Source organism: Criblamydia sequanensis CRIB-18 (assembly GCF_000750955.1).
Taxonomy (GTDB): Bacteria; Chlamydiota; Chlamydiia; order Chlamydiales; family Criblamydiaceae; genus Criblamydia; species Criblamydia sequanensis.
The window spans coordinates 41,503-58,263 of sequence record NZ_CCEJ010000004.1 but is presented as its reverse complement, the minus strand read 5'-3'; the positions used below and the strand labels follow the sequence as shown (position 1 = coordinate 58,263).

The window sequence follows — 16,761 nt, the reverse complement described above, 5'->3', positions numbered from 1 at the left end:
GCATCTGTTGATAGGGCAGAAATATGAAGTTAAAAGAAATCGAAGTCTTCTACAAAAATATTATCATAGCTTACCCCATATGCCTGAAGTTTTGACTTAAAATCACTTGTTAGCTTTAGCGGACCGCACATGAAAACTTGTTTACTGCTTATATTGCCGCTGAAGTCAATAATTTTATGCATATCGAGTCTATTTCCTTTTTCGGAACAACATAAAATAATACGGAAGTCCGGATAAGCTGTACTGAATTCTTTGAACTCTCTATAGAACACCGCATCGGTTTCCCTATGGATGCAGTAGTAGAAGTCAATCTTAATTCCTTTTGGGAAAGTTCTCTTCATAGCTCTTATCCAAGCTAAAAATGGAACTACACCGATGCCGCCAGCTATCCATATCTGCGAATTGCCTGCTTGATTATAATTAAGACGACCATAAGGACCTTCACATATACCAATATCCCCCTTTTTGATATGTCGGTGTAAATTTATCGTATAATCGCCTTGAGCTTTGACCAAAAGTGATATTGTTGAGCCTTCAATTGACTCAATTAAAGTGAATGGGTGAGATTCTTTAGATAGTGAAGGTCCATAAAAAGTAAAAAAACCATATTGCCCGGAAATAAATTTTAAGGGCTCTTTTTTAGGACTTAAAGTTACTTCAACAATATTGTCATTTATATTTTTAACATTAGTGACTACAAATGATGAATGTTTTGCAAAAAAAGGGATGTAGATCTGTTTATAAAAAATTCCTAAAAACCCAATACCCATGGGGAGGTATAGCATCAACTGGGCGAATTCTGATCCAACCCTCTTGTCTGACAGAACGATATGAAGTGATGCTAAAAGAAAAACTACACTCATAAGCTTGTGCAGAATTTTCCATTTGTTGTAGGGAAGAAGCTTTAACAAAGTAACTCCTAGGATTAACAACATAAGCCAATATGCGTAGGAGCCGAGATTTACCGATAGTCTTCCATGGATAGGCAGTATAAAAAAAATAAATTTTTCGATACGATCTGGAAGCCATTTTAATGCTTCCACCCAAGGATGAAGAAGAATTAAGCAGAAACCCCAAATCCCAAGTCTTTTATGAAGATGGTAGATCTGGTCCAAACCTCCAAACCAATCCTCCAGCTTTTTCCAGCGTGAAGATAGTAATAGTGAAAAAGAAAAAATGAAGTAACCTGCAACACCTAGGGAAGTCGCCCAAATTTTCAGTGGCCAGCAATCACATAATGGGGTCCCCATAGTGGCTAAAAACCATATCGCCAAATAAAAACAGAGAGAAACAATAATTAAAAAAATTGGAGAATGAAGATTGAAGGACCATTTGCCAATTTTCCACATTTTTTGTTTCACTTCTCCTAAACAAGATTAATTTTAATAGTTTAGGTTATTATTACAATTCTTGTATTAGTCGCTAATGATCATTAGAATATATAGTTAGGGAGCAAGCCGTGTACCCTAATATCTATCACTGATATCTTAGGTTTTATCGATTAAAAAAACACATATCCTTCATTTTTGCCATAAGAGACCGGCTTAATTGGGATAAATAATGACTTTTATTTAACATATAAAAATTTTAAAAAGAAAAAATAAATTTGGTCTAGTCCACCGACTTTTACTATGATTTTTCAATTTTACCAACAAAGAAGCCATCACAGCCATTTTTACTATTGCCCTCATTCAATCCTTACTCCAGTTTATTTTCTTTTTGATGTTTAGGAGAAAAAATCTTAGGAACATATTTTTTTTTGCACTACTGTTTCTGTTATTTTTATTGTAATTTTCTTTTCTATCTGGATTATGAGTTATTTAAACTATCACCTGCATTAATTAATACTTCAGGGTCATGAAAATAGCATCTATCCAAAAAAAATTTATCTTTCTCTTCTATTTTTTTTTATGCTTGGCTACCCCTTTTTCTTTATTGGCAAAGGAAGAAGGCCCAAACAAAATAGAAATTACAGCTCCAGAAAAAGTAAATGTAAAGCCGGATGCTTTAGATGATGAAATCTCATACAGATTAAAAAATATCTTAGAATCCACAGGATGGTTTATAGACCCTAAAGTACATGTTAGAGAAGGAGTCGTATTCTTATCAGGTCAAGCACAAAAAGACGAGTATAAGGAATGGGCGGAGAAATTAGCCGGCAACACACAAGATACTGTAGCAGTAGTTAATCAAATAGATGTGTTAAAACCATCTATTTGGGACTTTCAACCCGTTATCAAAGGTTTACGAGAACAATGGCGAGGTTTTCTAAAAATCATCCCCGCAATTCTTTTTGGTCTGGTTATTCTTTTAGCAGCCTGGCTTTTTGCCAAAACAACCTACCGCCTTTCCAGGTTCATATTAAGTAAAAAAATAGAAAATCCATTATTAGTCAAAATCATTACCTGGTCGATTGGTACGGGTATTTTTCTCATGGGACTCTATAGCGTCTTTCATTTGATGGGTTTGACAACGATTGCTTTGACAGTTTTAGGAGGTACCGGCCTACTGGGCATAATTTTAGGTATTGCCTTTAAGGATATCACAGAAAATCTCTTGGCCAGTATTTTTTTAAGTATCAACAACCCCTTTAATAAAGGGGATTTAATCGAAATTGAAGGGATTACAGGCTATGTTCAAAGTTTAACAATAAGAACCACGATTCTTATTTCTCTCGAGGGCAACTACATTCAAATCCCCAACGCAACTGTATACAAAAGCAATATAAGAAACTTTACCAGCAATCCTAATCGCAGAGAAGATTTTATCGTAGGAATCGGTTATGATTGTGTTATTTCTGAAGCCCAAGATATTGCATTAAAAGTCCTGCAAAATCATCCTGCGGTTTTAAAAGATCCTGAACCATGGGTTTTAGTTGATAGTTTTGGTAAATCAACCATTAATTTAAAAATTTATTTTTGGTTGGATGGTAAGAAGCATAGCTGGCTTAAAGTAAGATCCTCAGTTATCCGATTAGTCAAAAAAGCTTTTCAATCAAATCGCATTGATATGCCAGACGAGGCTCGCGAACTTATTTTTCCACAAGGAATCACTGTTTGGATGGGCTCGGAAAAACCGGAAGGAGCTATGCAACTAGAAAAGCCTGAGGAAGCTGATAAAATAGCTACTAAAAGTGAGGGAGAGCTGAATTCTGAAGCTGAAAACATTAAAGAACAAGGATCAAAATCGAAAGTTCCTGAACCCGGAAGAAATCTGCTTAATCAAAAAAAGAAAGACTAATTTGACTTTAGATATTGAGAAAATTATCGATCAAATTAAATAAAGCTCAAGTTTTTTAGAGTCTTTTTATATCGAAGATTGATTGGCTTAAGAAAGTCTCTGATAGGCATAGTTTTTTTGAGGATGGGTCGACAAATTGCTATTGCAGCTCATCAAGGATGGATTTCGTAAGAAAACTTCGACAAAAAAGCCAAAATATATAGCCTACCATTATTATTGGATCGGCTGTATGTATTTTAATTAACGGATTTTTAAAATGAGTCAAATACAATCCAATAAAATTTTTGTTTTTTTAGCATTTTTTTTTATTCTTTACTTTGCCAAAGAATTAGTTTTGCCTATTTTTTTGGCATTTTTATTGTATTTTCTTTTATTTCGAATAGTGAATTTCTTGAAGACACAGTTTTTTATCCCAAAATTTCTTGGATCCGCATTAGTAATATTAATTTTTTTTACTGTATTTGGGATAGGGCTATATTATTTGTTTGTTAACTTAAAAAATTTGGTTTTTGATTTAACAAATTCAACAGACATTTTTCAAAGCAAGCTGGATTCCTTCTTACGATATTTTAAAATACCCCATTCTATTTTGGTGATTTTTAAAGATTTAACTATAACTTTGGAGGAAAAAATACAACAGGACTGGATCATTTCCCTTTTTAGCAGTACCTGGCAATTTTTTGCAGGCTTTGTGATGATTGCGATCCTCCTTTATTTTTTGTTGATTTCAGAAGGACTATTTTTGAAAAAAATGTTGAAATCCTTGCCTACCCTTGAAAGGGATGAGAAAATCAATCGAATTATTCAAAAGTTAGAACAAGATATGGCAAATTATCTCATTACCAAAACATTGATTAATATAGTTGTTGGAATTTTAATAGGCGCAGTTTTATCTATTTTTAAAATTCCTAATGCAATTCTCTTAGGAGTATTGGTAGGTATTTTAGAATTCATTCCATTTTTGGGTTCAATTGTTTCCATGGCGCTAATTACTTTAATAGCAATTGCTTCCTTAGAACAAACTTGGCAAATTATTTTATGCGTTTCTCTCGTTTTAATCATCATGAATGTGGAAGGAAATATTCTTACGCCTTATGTGATTGGAAAAAGATTTTCTTTAAATAAAGTGGCTGTCATTCTAGGAATTTATCTGATGGGCTGGGTTTGGGGTATAATAGGACCTTTCCTTGCCGTTCCCATCATGCTGATTGTAAAAATCATTATGGATAATATAAACAAAAGTAATGTTTACAGTGAAATCATTTCAGAATAATTGATAAGGACTCATGGTAGGGGAGAAATTGATTTAAAATCACATGTTTTTCAGCTATTAATATCTTTTTAAAGCAAAGAAATCTGCCGCTTTTACATTAATTTTAAATACATTTAATAATGTGATTATGAATTTATTTGACCTATCTTTGCGAGGGTGGGTAGACTTTTATGTCTAAGGAACACAAACAGAAAAAACTAAAATTTCTTTCTTTTGTCAAATCAAAAATTATAGCTTTTTTTCAAGGAATCAAAAAAGGCTGGAAATTTTTCTATGATATATTTAAGAGTTTTTTTGAAGATGATTGCTATGACAAAGCCTCAGCTCTTAGTTTCTATTCCCTTCTTTCCGTCGTGCCGGTTCTTGCTGTTCTCTTTGGTATTGCCAAAGGCTTAGGATTCGGAAAAAAACTTGAGGCGGAAATTTCTCAGGAATTTTTTCAGCAGCCTATTATTTCGCAAAAACTTATTGAATTTGCTCATTCATGGCTCGAATCTGTAAAAGGAAATGTCATCGCAGGAGCAGGAATTATTTTTCTTCTTTATACAGTTATAAATCTTTTAAATTGCGTAGAAAACATTTTCAATGAGATTTGGAAAGTCAAAGAAGGAAGATCCTATTTAACAAAGATAAGGGATTATTTAACTGTATTTATGGTAGCCCCCCTATTCTTGGTTACCTCAAGCAGTCTTAATATTTATGTTACGACGCAAATAGCAGAAAAGGCCAAAACTAACTCTTTGGTTGAAGTGATCAGCCCCTTCCTCTATTTCATAATGAATTTTTTCCCCTTTTTTTTAATGTGGGCGCTTTTTACTTTCATATATTCTTTCATGCCAAATAGAAAAATATACTTTCATGTCGCAGCAATATCGGGAATTGTTGCCGGTTCGGCCTTTCAAATATGGCAATGGCTATATATAAAATTACAATTTTACTTAACTAGCTATAGTGCAATTTATGGCAGTTTTGCAGCCTTTCCCTTATTTCTAATGTGGCTGCAAGTAAGTTGGTTAATCGTTCTATTTGGTGTTGAGATGGGAGTTGAAATTGAAAACGGATTATTTATTCAAAGTCGAAAAATGCAGTCTCTTTCCACAAAAACGGCTGCCTTATTGATTGTATATTATTGTTTAGAAAATTTTATAAAAGGGGATAAACCCTCCACACAACCACAGCTTGCTCGTAAATTAGGAATCTCTCTTTTCCATCTCAATAAAGTATTGGAAATTTTGCTTAAAAATCGGATTCTCTCCGAAGCTTCTTTTGGAGACAACACTCTTGGTTACCAACCTGCCCATTCAGTTAATGATATAACTTACCAAATGGTCAGCTCGGCTGTGGATCAAAGCTATGATATTCAAGTCTCTGCCGAAGAAACATCTGAGTTAAAAAAAATTATGAATTTGATAAAAGAAATAGAAAATGCCTCGAAATCGAAAAGCCAAAAGCCCTTGTATCTAGCCGTTGAATAAAAATAATCAGAAAAAGTCAAACAAATTATTTTGATTTTAAGAGATCTTACTCTTCTATTCTAAGGAGAGCCTTAGTAAATTCGCTATCCAATTAGGGCGATTATCGGCTAGTTTTATTCTCAAAAGATCGTTTTTCTCTAATTCAATAGGCTTGAATAAACCGGAGAGGTCCGAATGACGGGATGCAATCTTCTTCTCGGTATCTTTTGAGGAGGCAATCTAAGCTCAGGGTGCTGAGATTGCCCTTTTCTTCATTTAACGGTGTTATTTTCCGCAATCTTTACATGCGACAATAGATTTCAAATCTACCTCTGTATTAACAAAAGGATGGATTGAGTTAAAAAAAGCTGCAGCACCCAACGCAGACTAATAGAAAAATTTTGAACCCTGATTTCATCAGTAACCCTATTGTTGTAACTGATAAAGAATGGGCATTAAACAAAATACCAACCCTGCTACAAAAAGGATGCTGAGTGCAAAAAATTTTTAGAGGTATCGCTTAAGGGGCTTGAGAGCGTACAAAGCACGCCTCGCTCTTTTTAAAAAATGGTCGATTGCAGGGGATTTTACGATTTGGTTGGTTTGTTGTAAGTTGCAAGCCAGGATTCTGCTTTTTGAACTTTTTGAAAGATGCTTTCTTTGTTTTTGGTAAGAAGCTGGATTAAATTTCGTGTGCGAATATTAGCGGAAAATAAGGAGCGGTGTTTATCGACAAAACGCCAAAAAAGACCGTCCCAGATCTCTGTCCAATCGCCCTTTGGGTAGTTGCTCATCTTTAAAATATAATTTGAAGAGGAGATATAGGGCTTTGTAATAATAACGCCCCCATCAGCATATTGACTCATTCCATAGACATTTGGGACCATGACCCAATCATAGGCATCTACAAAAAAACCCATGAACCATTTATAAATTTCATCAGGCGCAGCTTCTGTTAGCAATAGAAAATTGCCAAGAACCATCAAACGCTCGATATGATTGCAATAACCGGTTTGTAAAGCTCTTTTAACAGTTGTATCTATCGGCAAGATCCCTGTTTTGCCTTCCCAAAATTTTTTAGGGATCTTCGTATGATGCTGAAAATAGTTGATCGATCGTTGATAAGACCCTTTTAATAGATAGGATGCCCTTACAAACTCTCTCCAACCCATAATTTGCCGTAAAAAACCCTCAAGAGAATTTAAGGGAACAGAATGTTTTTTAGAATGATGAAGGGCGGCTTGAATGACTTCATGAGGAGTTAAAAGGCCAATATTAAGAAGCGGTGACAAGACGCTATGAAATAGGAACGATTCTTCCTTCTGTATGGCATCCTGGTAGGCGCCGAATAATACCAGCTTATCCTTTAAAAACAAATCGAGCGCTTTTCTAGCCTCTTGATGGGTGGTTGGATACAAAAAAGGGTCCGCTTCTCCGATGGCGTCAGTAAATTCGCTATCCACTTCCGCGATTATTTTTTCAGTGTTTGCGTTTTCTTTTGGAATAAAAGTAGGGGGTATAGAAAGGTTTTTGGGGATTTTTTTTCGATTGTCGGCATCAAAGCTATATTTCCCCCCAACAGGACGTTCATCTTCCATTAAAATATTCTGACTCTTCCTCTGATAGGCATAAAACTGAGCCATAGAAAAGTGTTTTTTATTCCCAAAATGCGTCTTTAATTCTTGGTTTGAGCAAATAAAACCGGGGGAAGGGTAAAAATGAAGGTTCCAACCATATTTTTCAGCGCCTATCATTAAATCTTTGGTGAGCCATTCATCGGCAAATTCACACAAATGAATATTTTTGATGCGTTTTTTACCAAGAAGTTCAAATACACTTCCACGGTAGGATAGTTCATTGGAAGGGACATAAATCACATCAGAATGGTTTCCTCGAAGCATATCAGCATATTTTTGCATCGCAAGCCGAAGAAGAACCAATCTTTGCTTATGAAATGGCTGGACCTTATAAAAAAGGAACTCTTCAACAAGGTAAATTTTTCTCTTAGAGGCTATTCCAGGGTGCTTTAGGAATAGTTGGTCAGGAAATATCAGGGTAATATCAGTCATTGAGAAGCCAGATTCCAAGGTTAAGCGTCGTAGCATAAAGAACCCAAGCTAAATAAGGAATCAAAAAGAAGCTTGCCAAACGACTCACAGGCCAAGCCTTAATAATGGTTAGGAGGATCAATAAGCAAAGAAAAAGGATATCGATCAATCCTAAAAAAGGGTTGCGCAAAGAAAAAAAGAGGAAAGACCAAATAAAATTAAGTGCGAGCTGACCGGCATAAAGCGTTAGTGCGACCGTTCTTTTATGAGAAGGATCAGATCGGTAAATTAACCAGCCGGAGACCGCTATCATAATATAAAGAGAAGACCAGACAGGTCCGAATACCCAGTCAGGAGGCGTCCATGAAGGTTTCGTAAGTGTTGGGTACCATGTCGAAACGGCTTCTTTTGTCCAGAAACTTCCAAAAAGCCCTATTACTAAGCAAATTAGAATAAAAAAAACTAACGAAATCCACGAATTTTTTTGCTTCATCTGGCTCTCAGCTACTTTTTGGTGTGGGTATTTTCTCTTCCTGTAATCCAAAGACGCTTCTTTGCAAATAGCCTGTAAAGAGGTTGAAGGACTATTTTTATAAAAGGGATACGCAGTAAAGTTGAGAGGATCAACAACTGGCAGTGTGCATACACTGCCGCGAAGGCAGGTATACCGACCAAGAGATTCCCTTTACCATCAATGGCATGCATTTGAGCCATTGCGGTGTTATAATCAATATTATTATTCTCGGAGGGTGAAAACTCTTTTGAAGAAATATCGACAAAATTGACTTTACCTTGCGTATCCTTTTTTTGAAGAAGGCAAATTTCCTTTTTACAAATCGGGCAGTCGCCATCGTATAATAACTTCATGCGATTTTTTGAATCAAGCTCTGCTACAGTTTCTAAGGCGGCTTTTTCGACTATATTCGCGATTTTCACAAGAAGGCAAAGAAATAAGCCCCAAGAGACCCCAATAATAATTAACGTTGGAATAAGCGGGGAGGGGAAAGTTAATGCGCCTAAGGACTGTCCAGCAACATAACTTAGGGGACCGCCCAAAAAGCCAAGCAGAAAAGGTATTAAGGTATTTTTCTTGATGAATTTTAACGAATGATTGATCAGAAGAGAAAAGAGCGGGTACAGAAAAACAATCCAAATGGGGGGCAGCATGCCGGTGGTGTTGGAGTAATGGATAAGGTTTGTTTGAATAAAAAATATTTCCAATAGAGCGCCTAAGGGAATGGAAAATAGGACTAAAAGCAAGTCTTGAATGTATAAAGAGACATCTTTAACTTTTGCAAGATAGAGCTGAACGAATATTAAAAAAAGAGCTCCAATGACCGCTAGAGCGGAATGCTCGTGAATTCCTAAAAGGACGCACCAAAACCAACCAATTGTGTAGCAAAGGCTATTTATCAATGACAGGTTCATGAGAGGGTCCTTTTATTGTATCCAAAATCGATTGGCAGGTTGTCCAAAGCAGTTCTTTCTCCTGTTTACTTGATTGATTAAAATTGAAGAGGGTGGTTTTAGCAAGTTTACGGTCAAACCAGAATTTTCCATTTGAATAATTATCAGACGTTGCAAGCCATAAAATGGTATCGGCCCCTTCTTCAATAGATCGTAATCGCTTGTTTAAAAGCTTTTTAAAGGACGGCATCGAATGTCGAACTCCCGGAGTGTCTACCCAGCCGGGGTGCATGGAGCTAAATAAGTATTGAGGATATTTTTGTGAAAATAGCTCGGAAAGAATAACCTGAGCTCGTTTTGCGTTTGCATAGCCGTTGTATTTATTATAAGGACGCTTTTCAAAGAGAAGATCTGAAAGGTCAAGCTTTTGTAAATACATGCCGCCCGATGAGACAAATATGATGCGGCAACCGTTTTGAAGTTTCCCTACATCAGCTAGTGTTTTCGTTAAAATAAATGGGGCAAGAACTTGGGCGGCGAACATCTCTTCAACCCCGCCTTTCGTGATTTTGAGATTGAGGGGCATACTCCCTGCATTGTGAATAAGAAGATCGATAGGGCTTTTTACATCCTCTAAAGCAAAATTATAAACTTTTTTTAAATCGCTCATATCAAGAGAATAAAATTCTGCTTGAGAAACAAAGGGATCCGATTTAAATCCATTTTCTAATTTAGCCAGATCCCGTCCGATTAATTGACATTGCATTCCTTGCTGAAGAAGGGCTTTTGAAACAGCTAAACCAATGCCGCTGCTAGCTCCTGTCACAATACCATGTTTCCCAGATAAATCGATCTTCTCTAGCGGATTAGGACAGTGCCTTTTGAATCCGGAATGATCAAAAGAAAAAAGAATGGTTAAATCAAGCAGCTGGTCGATCCAATCTATTTTCGTCATTAACTTAAGTCTCCAGCTAAAACTTTTGCATTCGAAGCATGTTGCGAAAGCTTGACTTATGGCACAAACCTTCTTTATTCAAAGTACAATATATGCCTAATTTGTTCTTTTCCTGTCAAAAGTTCATGAGTTCATTATCCCTCTTAGATGCCCAGTTTAACCCATTTTTACTAAAGAAATCGGGATTCTATCCGATAATTTTAGGGGAAGGGCGAGCGTGTGGGAGGTTTTACCTGGAGTTAGAGATTGTCCTTTGCTTATTTTAATTTAAATGAATAATGGAAATTTTTTGAATTATTGAATAATAAGGATGTTATGGGAGAAGAGCTTAAGGTTATTTGGCTTTTGGCAATTGGACTTGGTTTAGCTTGTCTTTGCGGCTACATCGCCCAAAGGTTTAAACAATCTCCAATCATTGGTTATTTAATCGCAGGCTTTCTGATCGGCCCCAACTCGCCTGGCTTCGCAGCTGATCCTTACATAACCGAACAGTTAGCGAATATCGGCGTCACACTTCTCATGTTTGTTGTCGGTTTGAATTTCAACTGGAAGGACTTGCTCGAGGTAAAAAAAATCGCTATCCCGGGAGCCTTGATACTTTCAGCTATTTCTATTTTAGTCGGCATTCTTTACACCCATTTTTTGGGCGAATCGCTGCTTGCCGGATTAGTCATAGGGATAGCCATCAGTGTATCCAGTACGGTTGTGATAGTCCGTGTTTTATCCGATCGGGGATTATTTCAAACCAAACAAGGCCATCTTATTGTCGGCTGGACCATTGTAGAAGATTTAATCTCGGTTTTTGGGCTGCTTCTTTTACCGGCCATTGTCACAGCAAGTGTTGGCGCATCAGATTCAAAACTGAATGTTGTTTATGAAATTCTTTTGGTGTTGGTAAAGATAACTGCCCTGGGATTCATCATACACTTATTTGGGGAAAAAGTTGTCGAAAATATTTTAAAGGTAGTGGCTCGAGCTCGCTCCCACGAACTATTCACGATGGCCATTTTATCCACGACCTTTATGATCGCGATTGTAAGTTCCTATTCATTCGGTGTCTCTTTAGCTTTAGGCGCTTTTATCGCCGGTGTAATTGTTGGTAAAACAGATATGAGTTATCAGGCGGCGGCAAATGCGCTCCCTTTACGGGATACATTCGCAGCGGTATTCTTCCTTTCCGTCGGCATGCTTTTTAATCCGGTCACGATTATGAATAATTTGCCTTTATTTTTAGGGATTTTAGTCATAATACTGGTGATGCGCCCAATCATCGCATTTCTAATCGTTAAAATAGCAAAATATCCATCCTCAGTTGCCATGGCGGTCGGACTTGCCATAGCCCAGATCGGAGAATACTCATTTATTTTAGCTGAAGAAGGGAACTATTTAGGCATTCTCCCTGACAATGCGTATGACATTATAATTGGATGCGCGTTTGTTACCATTTCCCTTAATCCAATTTTATTCAAATTGTTTAACATCACCGGCGCAAGAGATAAACGCTATAGCAATGTGCCTCAGGAATTATCGATTCAACATCTAAGCGATGACGCAGATAACAACAGATCCTTCCTTCCTCGAGCTATTGTTATCGGGTTTGGGCCAATAGGACAAGCAGCTGTTCATGAAATTTTAAAAAGAGGTTACCACGTTACAGTGGTCGATCAGAATATAGACGCTATTGCAGCTCTTAAGAACAGAAAACTGGAAGCTATTTACGGAGATGCCACTCAATTTCATATTCTGGAAAAAGCACAACTTGAAAATGCCAGACTTCTCGTAGTTGCAACGCCCGAATTTTCAGCCACTCGATCTATTATCCAAGTAGCGCAAAACACAAACCCCAATCTTAAAATCATTGCAAGATCCCGTTATAAAGCAAGCTTAGCCGATCAGTATTTTAGTGATATCCCGTTTATTTGCGACGAGGAAGCAACGTCCGAAAAGCTGATTTCTTATCTTCGGGACGAATTAGATAAAATGGGTAATTAACTAAAAGTATAACCTAATCAACAAATAATTTTATTTCATAAGAAGTTTTGGCTGTGCCAGCTTATATGATGTAAGTTGAATGTACTAAACAATTTGCTGCCACTACAATGAAAAACCCCAACATTTTATTTCAAATCCGACACAAAATCATAAAGTATAAATGTGAGTTTTTATTTAAAATTAATATGATTTATAACTAAGAACAAATTTTTAATTTTAAAATTTTGGATTTGTAATGAATAGTGCTCTTATTCCTAGTATTACCGCAATAGGTCAAGTCGTTTATTTAGCTGGTCCTTCTTCAACCGGGAAATCAAAATATTCAAGCGAATTGATTTCTAGTGGTTGGTTACATTTCGAGGCAGATCATTTCCTTAGCGTCACAGAGATTAAACATATAGAAAAAACTCTCAAGCCGCAATTAGATCTAGTCAAAAAATTTTTAACAGAAGAACATTGTTCTCCTGAGAGAATATTAGGCATTATTATGGGGGATAAACCCGAACTAACGCCAGATAATCTAGAGGAGTTTGAAAAGGCTCGTTTTCTTATTAAAGCATGCTTAGATGAAAGATGGACTAAATTTGGTGAGCCGGAGGAAACAAAGGCTCAACAAAACTGGCAGGAAATCTTTATTACAATGCTAGAAGAGTCTGTCAAGGCCTCAACGACCGGAAGAAATGTCATCATTGATTTTGTTGGAATGATTGGAGAACGTCCAGAAGTTTCTGCTCCAGGCTTAAAAATAGTACAAGAAAGTCCCAATATCTGGGATTATAAAGGAACCAAGATTGAGCAACTTCTTAAATACGCTGCAATCGACCGTCTTGCTCAAAATATATTAACCCGAAATCAAAAGATTGATAATCGTAGAGATCCCATAGATGTCCTAACTCAATATGGGGAACGTTTTATTAAGGCAAAAGCAAGTGATGAATCTGTTGGAGAAATAAAAACCCAAGAACTTGCCAAGTGGATTGAACGATTTATAAAGATTGAACATTTTAAATTAGGCTATAGTGATGTAGTTAGGATTGACGAAGAGATTCACAAAAAAATGGAAACACTTGCACCGCATGAATTAGACCAAATAGGTAAAGTGGTTATAGAAGAAAAAAATAAACTCTTTAAGCTTATGTGCATAGAGGAGACGGATGTTCAGATTGCATTAACTTATAGAACAAGTGGCGGTGCAAAACCCAAAATTGTTTAAACCCGTAATCCAAGAAAAATCGCTTTAGATGAAAGATGATATTCATTTACAGCGATTGGCCTTGAGCGAATTACATAATTGATAACTTTTATAAAAAGTAAAGGTTAAGAAATTTTTCTAAAAAATCAAAGGTTAGTCAATCATTTCTTGCTAAAGGAAGAAAATGTTTAAGCCGCAACTTTTCGGCTAATTTATTTTTTTAATATAGGGACAAGTCTATTTTGTTTCTTTGATTAAAACTTTTAAGCTTTCAAAAATACTTATTCAAAACAAGTTTCCGTTGAATTATTGTAAAGGACTTGCGAGTAAAACTCCAAGTTTCAAGAAATTTGGGGCTTTGCCGGATAGTCGTTTTTTTCTAACTTGAAGGTGTTCATTTTGTTAAATACAATTCGACCTGAAATTCCAAAAAGAGCTCAAGGGTGTATTCAATGTCAGGAACTTTTCAAACCCGGTCATCAAGTGGCCTCATGGCTTTATCAAAATGAAGAGGGAATTTTCTTAAGGGATGATCTTTGCATTCAATGCGTCGTTAAAAGTGAATACAAGGAAAAAGAAGAGACGCTGATTCATTGGAAAGCTAAAGTTGCTTGCGTAAAAATAAAAAAACCGTCGTCTAAATCTATTCAGCAAGAAGAATTGGCTTACGAATTATTTCATGAGGAACGGTTAAAAGAAGCCCCTGACTCCAAGCAGAAAACCTTCATTTTATCCTTGTTCCTAGCAAGAAAAAAAAGGCTTTTTCCCCGCGGTGAAAAAAATAGGGAAAAGGGTCTCTCCTATTATGAAGACGCTCAAACCGGAGAGCTCATCGAAGTTCCCTTATTTCAAGTGCAGCTTATTCCTATTGAAGAAATTAAGAGGGAACTTGCTCTTGCTATTTCTCATAGAATGCAAACATTAAAAAATGAAGAATGCAAAGAGAGTGCGGCTGTTTCTTAAAATGGATCGGTTAATAGATGAGTTTATCAGCTATATTTCCTCTGAAAAAGGGCTGTCTCAAAATACCACTCAGGCGTATTTACGAGATCTAACGAGATTTTATGCCTACTTAAAAAATAGAGGCCTTGAAGACATCCAAAAAGTGGATGAAGAAACAATAATCGCTCATTTAGCTGAGTTAAAAACAAAAAATTTTGAATCCTCTTCCATAGCACGAGCTTTAATTGCTCTTAAAGTTTATTTTCGGTTCCTTAAAAGAGAAAATTTTATTGAGCGGAATCCCGCCTATTACTTAGATAATCCTAAGCTTTGGCAAACTATCCCAAACATTCTTTCCATCGAAGAAATCGAACTTGTCTTTAAAAAACCCATTATCGAAACAGAAGAGGGGTGTCGAAGCCTTGCGATCATGGAAGTTCTCTACGGGACAGGCATACGAGTCTCAGAACTTGTCTCTTTAAATCTTTATGATGTCTCGGATACTTTTTTAAAAGTTAAAGGGAAAGGTAGGAAGGAAAGGCTTACGCCACTAGGAAGCAGGGCGCTTTTAGCTATTGACCGTTATTTAAATTGTTTTAGAAGCCTTTATGACAGCGAAGAGGAAAAAGCCCTTTTTGTTACCTCAAGAGGTACTCGCATCAATCGGATCATGGTATGGAAAATGATCAAGCAGTATGTCAAATTAGCCGGCATCTCCAAAAATATTTCTCCCCACTCTTTAAGGCATTCCTTCGCCACCCATCTCATAGATAATGGCGCTGAGATTCGTGTCATTCAGGAAATGATGGGCCATCAAAACATCGGATCAACCGATCGATACATGCACATGAGCCACTCAAAGCTTCAGGAAGCTTTCTACGCATTTCACCCAAGATAAAGGATCCCTCACACTGGAGGAGGAGTTTCTTCTGCCAAGTTAATACCTGTAATAGAGCCAAAGAAAAATGAGGTGGAAGCAAGCGCGATAGGTAGAGAGAAGAAGGCGCCGATTCCTAAGATAATAAGGAAAGAAAGTTTTTGCTTTTCAAATACGGCAGTGATTCGCTGCACAGCCTCTTTCATTTTTTCAATTAAGATAATTCCTGCCACAAAACCCACCACATAGAAAGTTGGGTTTGTAATAAAGAGAACGACATTTAGCACGGCGTTAAAAAACCACTTGGCGAAGGACCAAACTTTGAGAGCGAGTGATTTAATTTTTTCCGAGAAAGTTTTTGGCGCTTCAGGCGCTTCCGGTCCCTCAGGATTTAGTGGCTTTTGCGCCTCTATATCAATATTGACAACAGGTGGAATTAAAGCGGATGTAGTTGCAGCTTGCATAAAGCCTCCAAATTAAAGGAGTTCGATTATATTAAATTAATCATATTAAGACAAATAAACTAATTTATAAACAATTTAAGTCTCATTAATAGTTGTTGGATTGGATAGGTAAGATATTGTTCTTTGCAAAAATTTGGGAGCCTATTTTATAAAATAAAACCCTATTTGAACTGCTCTGAATGAAGTTTTTCAATGAACTATTAATAAATTAAAAAAGAAGTTTTCTTTTTATTGTTAGTAAAAAAATATTTTAAGATAAATTCATCAAAAAATACTCTTTACATCCACTTCCCTTTATCCTATTGTCCCATATCATGGGGAAAAAGAATTCTTTGCTCTACGAATCGGAATTGAGAATGGCTAAGAAGAAGTCGACAGATTTTAAATTATCTACAAAAGCCAAAAATAAGCTTCGTAATCTTGAAAAATTGAAGCTAGAAATGGCGAAAGGCAAATCCGCCCAAGAAATTTTAGAAATTTCACCTGAAATGATGTCTCGGTTTAAGTCTGCGGCCTATAGACTTTTTGCGGGTAAAAGATACGCGGAAGCGACCAACGCCTTTTTATTCCTTGTGACCTTAAACCCCTATAACCATGACTACTGGCTAGGGCTTGGGATGTCTACCCAAATGTGCCACGAATATGAGTCAGCCATTGACGCTTATGAAATGGCTGCTTCCTTAAGTCATGAAAACCCGATCCCTTTTTTTTATCTTGCCAAATGCCTCTTCTCCATCCACGATCGGGAAAGCGCTCTTTTAGCGGTCGACCTGGCTTTAGAGTATGCCGGTGATTTAGATGAATATAAAGAGCTAAGGGAACAAGCCGAGCAAGCTAAAAAGTTGCTCTTGAGAGATCAATAGTCTTCTTACCAAGTTTCAAAAGAAGTCTTCTTTTGAAACTTCGAAAGAAATCCA

14 protein-coding genes are annotated in these 16,761 nt (G+C 36.5%); 8 read left to right on the top strand and 6 right to left on the bottom strand.

The window, feature by feature from the left end; all coding sequences use genetic code 11:
• Window positions 1-29: 29 nt before the first annotated feature.
• Complete coding sequence (locus tag CSEC_RS05040; protein ID WP_161780965.1) at window positions 30-1,250, bottom strand: ferredoxin reductase family protein; 1,221 nt, start codon at window positions 1,248-1,250, stop codon at window positions 30-32.
• 685 nt (window positions 1,251-1,935) lie between these two features.
• Here CSEC_RS05040 and CSEC_RS05035 point away from each other — a divergent pair.
• The 3 genes from CSEC_RS05035 (at window position 1,936) to CSEC_RS05025 (ending at window position 5,988) form a co-directional block, all read left to right on the top strand.
• Window positions 1,936-3,240: a mechanosensitive ion channel domain-containing protein gene (locus CSEC_RS05035; RefSeq protein ID WP_161780964.1), complete on the top strand. Its 1,305-nt coding sequence runs from the start codon at window positions 1,936-1,938 to the stop codon at window positions 3,238-3,240.
• 256 nt (window positions 3,241-3,496) lie between these two features.
• Window positions 3,497-4,513 (top strand): AI-2E family transporter, encoded by a 1,017-nt coding sequence (locus CSEC_RS05030; protein ID WP_041017364.1) that lies wholly within the window; start codon window positions 3,497-3,499, stop codon window positions 4,511-4,513.
• Between the two features lie 170 nt (window positions 4,514-4,683).
• Window positions 4,684-5,988, top strand: a complete 1,305-nt coding sequence (locus CSEC_RS05025) for a YihY/virulence factor BrkB family protein (protein ID WP_041017363.1) — start codon at window positions 4,684-4,686, stop codon at window positions 5,986-5,988.
• A 566-nt stretch (window positions 5,989-6,554) separates the two neighbouring features.
• Here CSEC_RS05025 and CSEC_RS05020 read toward each other — a convergent pair.
• The 4 genes from CSEC_RS05020 to CSEC_RS05005 are packed head-to-tail and all read right to left on the bottom strand — an operon-like array spanning window position 6,555 to window position 10,377.
• Window positions 6,555-8,036, bottom strand: coding sequence for a cryptochrome/photolyase family protein (locus CSEC_RS05020; RefSeq protein WP_041017362.1), 1,482 nt, complete (start codon window positions 8,034-8,036; stop codon window positions 6,555-6,557).
• Window positions 8,029-8,508 (bottom strand): TspO/MBR family protein, encoded by a 480-nt coding sequence (locus CSEC_RS05015; RefSeq protein ID WP_041017361.1) that lies wholly within the window; start codon window positions 8,506-8,508, stop codon window positions 8,029-8,031. The genes CSEC_RS05020 and CSEC_RS05015 overlap by 8 nt, the downstream gene beginning before the upstream one ends.
• 11 nt (window positions 8,509-8,519) lie before the next feature.
• Window positions 8,520-9,443: a DUF2878 family protein gene (locus CSEC_RS12635; RefSeq protein WP_053331792.1), complete on the bottom strand. Its 924-nt coding sequence runs from the start codon at window positions 9,441-9,443 to the stop codon at window positions 8,520-8,522.
• Window positions 9,421-10,377: an SDR family NAD(P)-dependent oxidoreductase gene (locus CSEC_RS05005; protein ID WP_041017360.1), complete on the bottom strand. Its 957-nt coding sequence runs from the start codon at window positions 10,375-10,377 to the stop codon at window positions 9,421-9,423. The genes CSEC_RS12635 and CSEC_RS05005 overlap by 23 nt, the downstream gene beginning before the upstream one ends.
• A gap of 315 nt (window positions 10,378-10,692) precedes the next feature.
• Here CSEC_RS05005 and CSEC_RS05000 point away from each other — a divergent pair, with 315 nt between their 5' ends.
• From CSEC_RS05000 to CSEC_RS04985, 4 genes are all read left to right on the top strand, one after another.
• Window positions 10,693-12,369 (top strand): cation:proton antiporter, encoded by a 1,677-nt coding sequence (locus tag CSEC_RS05000; protein ID WP_041017359.1) that lies wholly within the window; start codon window positions 10,693-10,695, stop codon window positions 12,367-12,369.
• Window positions 12,370-12,604: 235 nt separating this feature from the next.
• A complete protein-coding gene (locus CSEC_RS04995) occupies window positions 12,605-13,582 on the top strand; it encodes a hypothetical protein (protein WP_041017358.1) in 978 nt (325 codons plus the stop codon).
• Between the two features lie 378 nt (window positions 13,583-13,960).
• On the top strand, window positions 13,961-14,524 hold the full coding sequence (locus CSEC_RS04990) for a hypothetical protein (protein WP_041017357.1): 564 nt from the start codon (window positions 13,961-13,963) through the stop codon (window positions 14,522-14,524).
• Between the two features lies 1 nt (window position 14,525).
• Window positions 14,526-15,401 (top strand): site-specific tyrosine recombinase, encoded by an 876-nt coding sequence (locus CSEC_RS04985; protein ID WP_041017356.1) that lies wholly within the window; start codon window positions 14,526-14,528, stop codon window positions 15,399-15,401.
• 8 nt (window positions 15,402-15,409) lie between these two features.
• Here CSEC_RS04985 and CSEC_RS04980 read toward each other — a convergent pair whose 3' ends face one another.
• Window positions 15,410-15,844 carry a hypothetical protein gene (locus CSEC_RS04980; protein ID WP_041017355.1) on the bottom strand — a complete coding sequence of 145 codons (435 nt, stop codon included), beginning with the start codon at window positions 15,842-15,844 and terminating at the stop codon, window positions 15,410-15,412.
• 356 nt (window positions 15,845-16,200) lie between these two features.
• On the opposite strand from CSEC_RS04980, the gene CSEC_RS04975 reads away from it, so the two are divergent.
• The gene (locus CSEC_RS04975; protein ID WP_041017354.1) at window positions 16,201-16,707 is read left to right on the top strand and encodes a SycD/LcrH family type III secretion system chaperone; all 507 of its coding nucleotides are present in this window, start codon (window positions 16,201-16,203) and stop codon (window positions 16,705-16,707) included.
• Window positions 16,708-16,761: the final 54 nt, after the last annotated feature.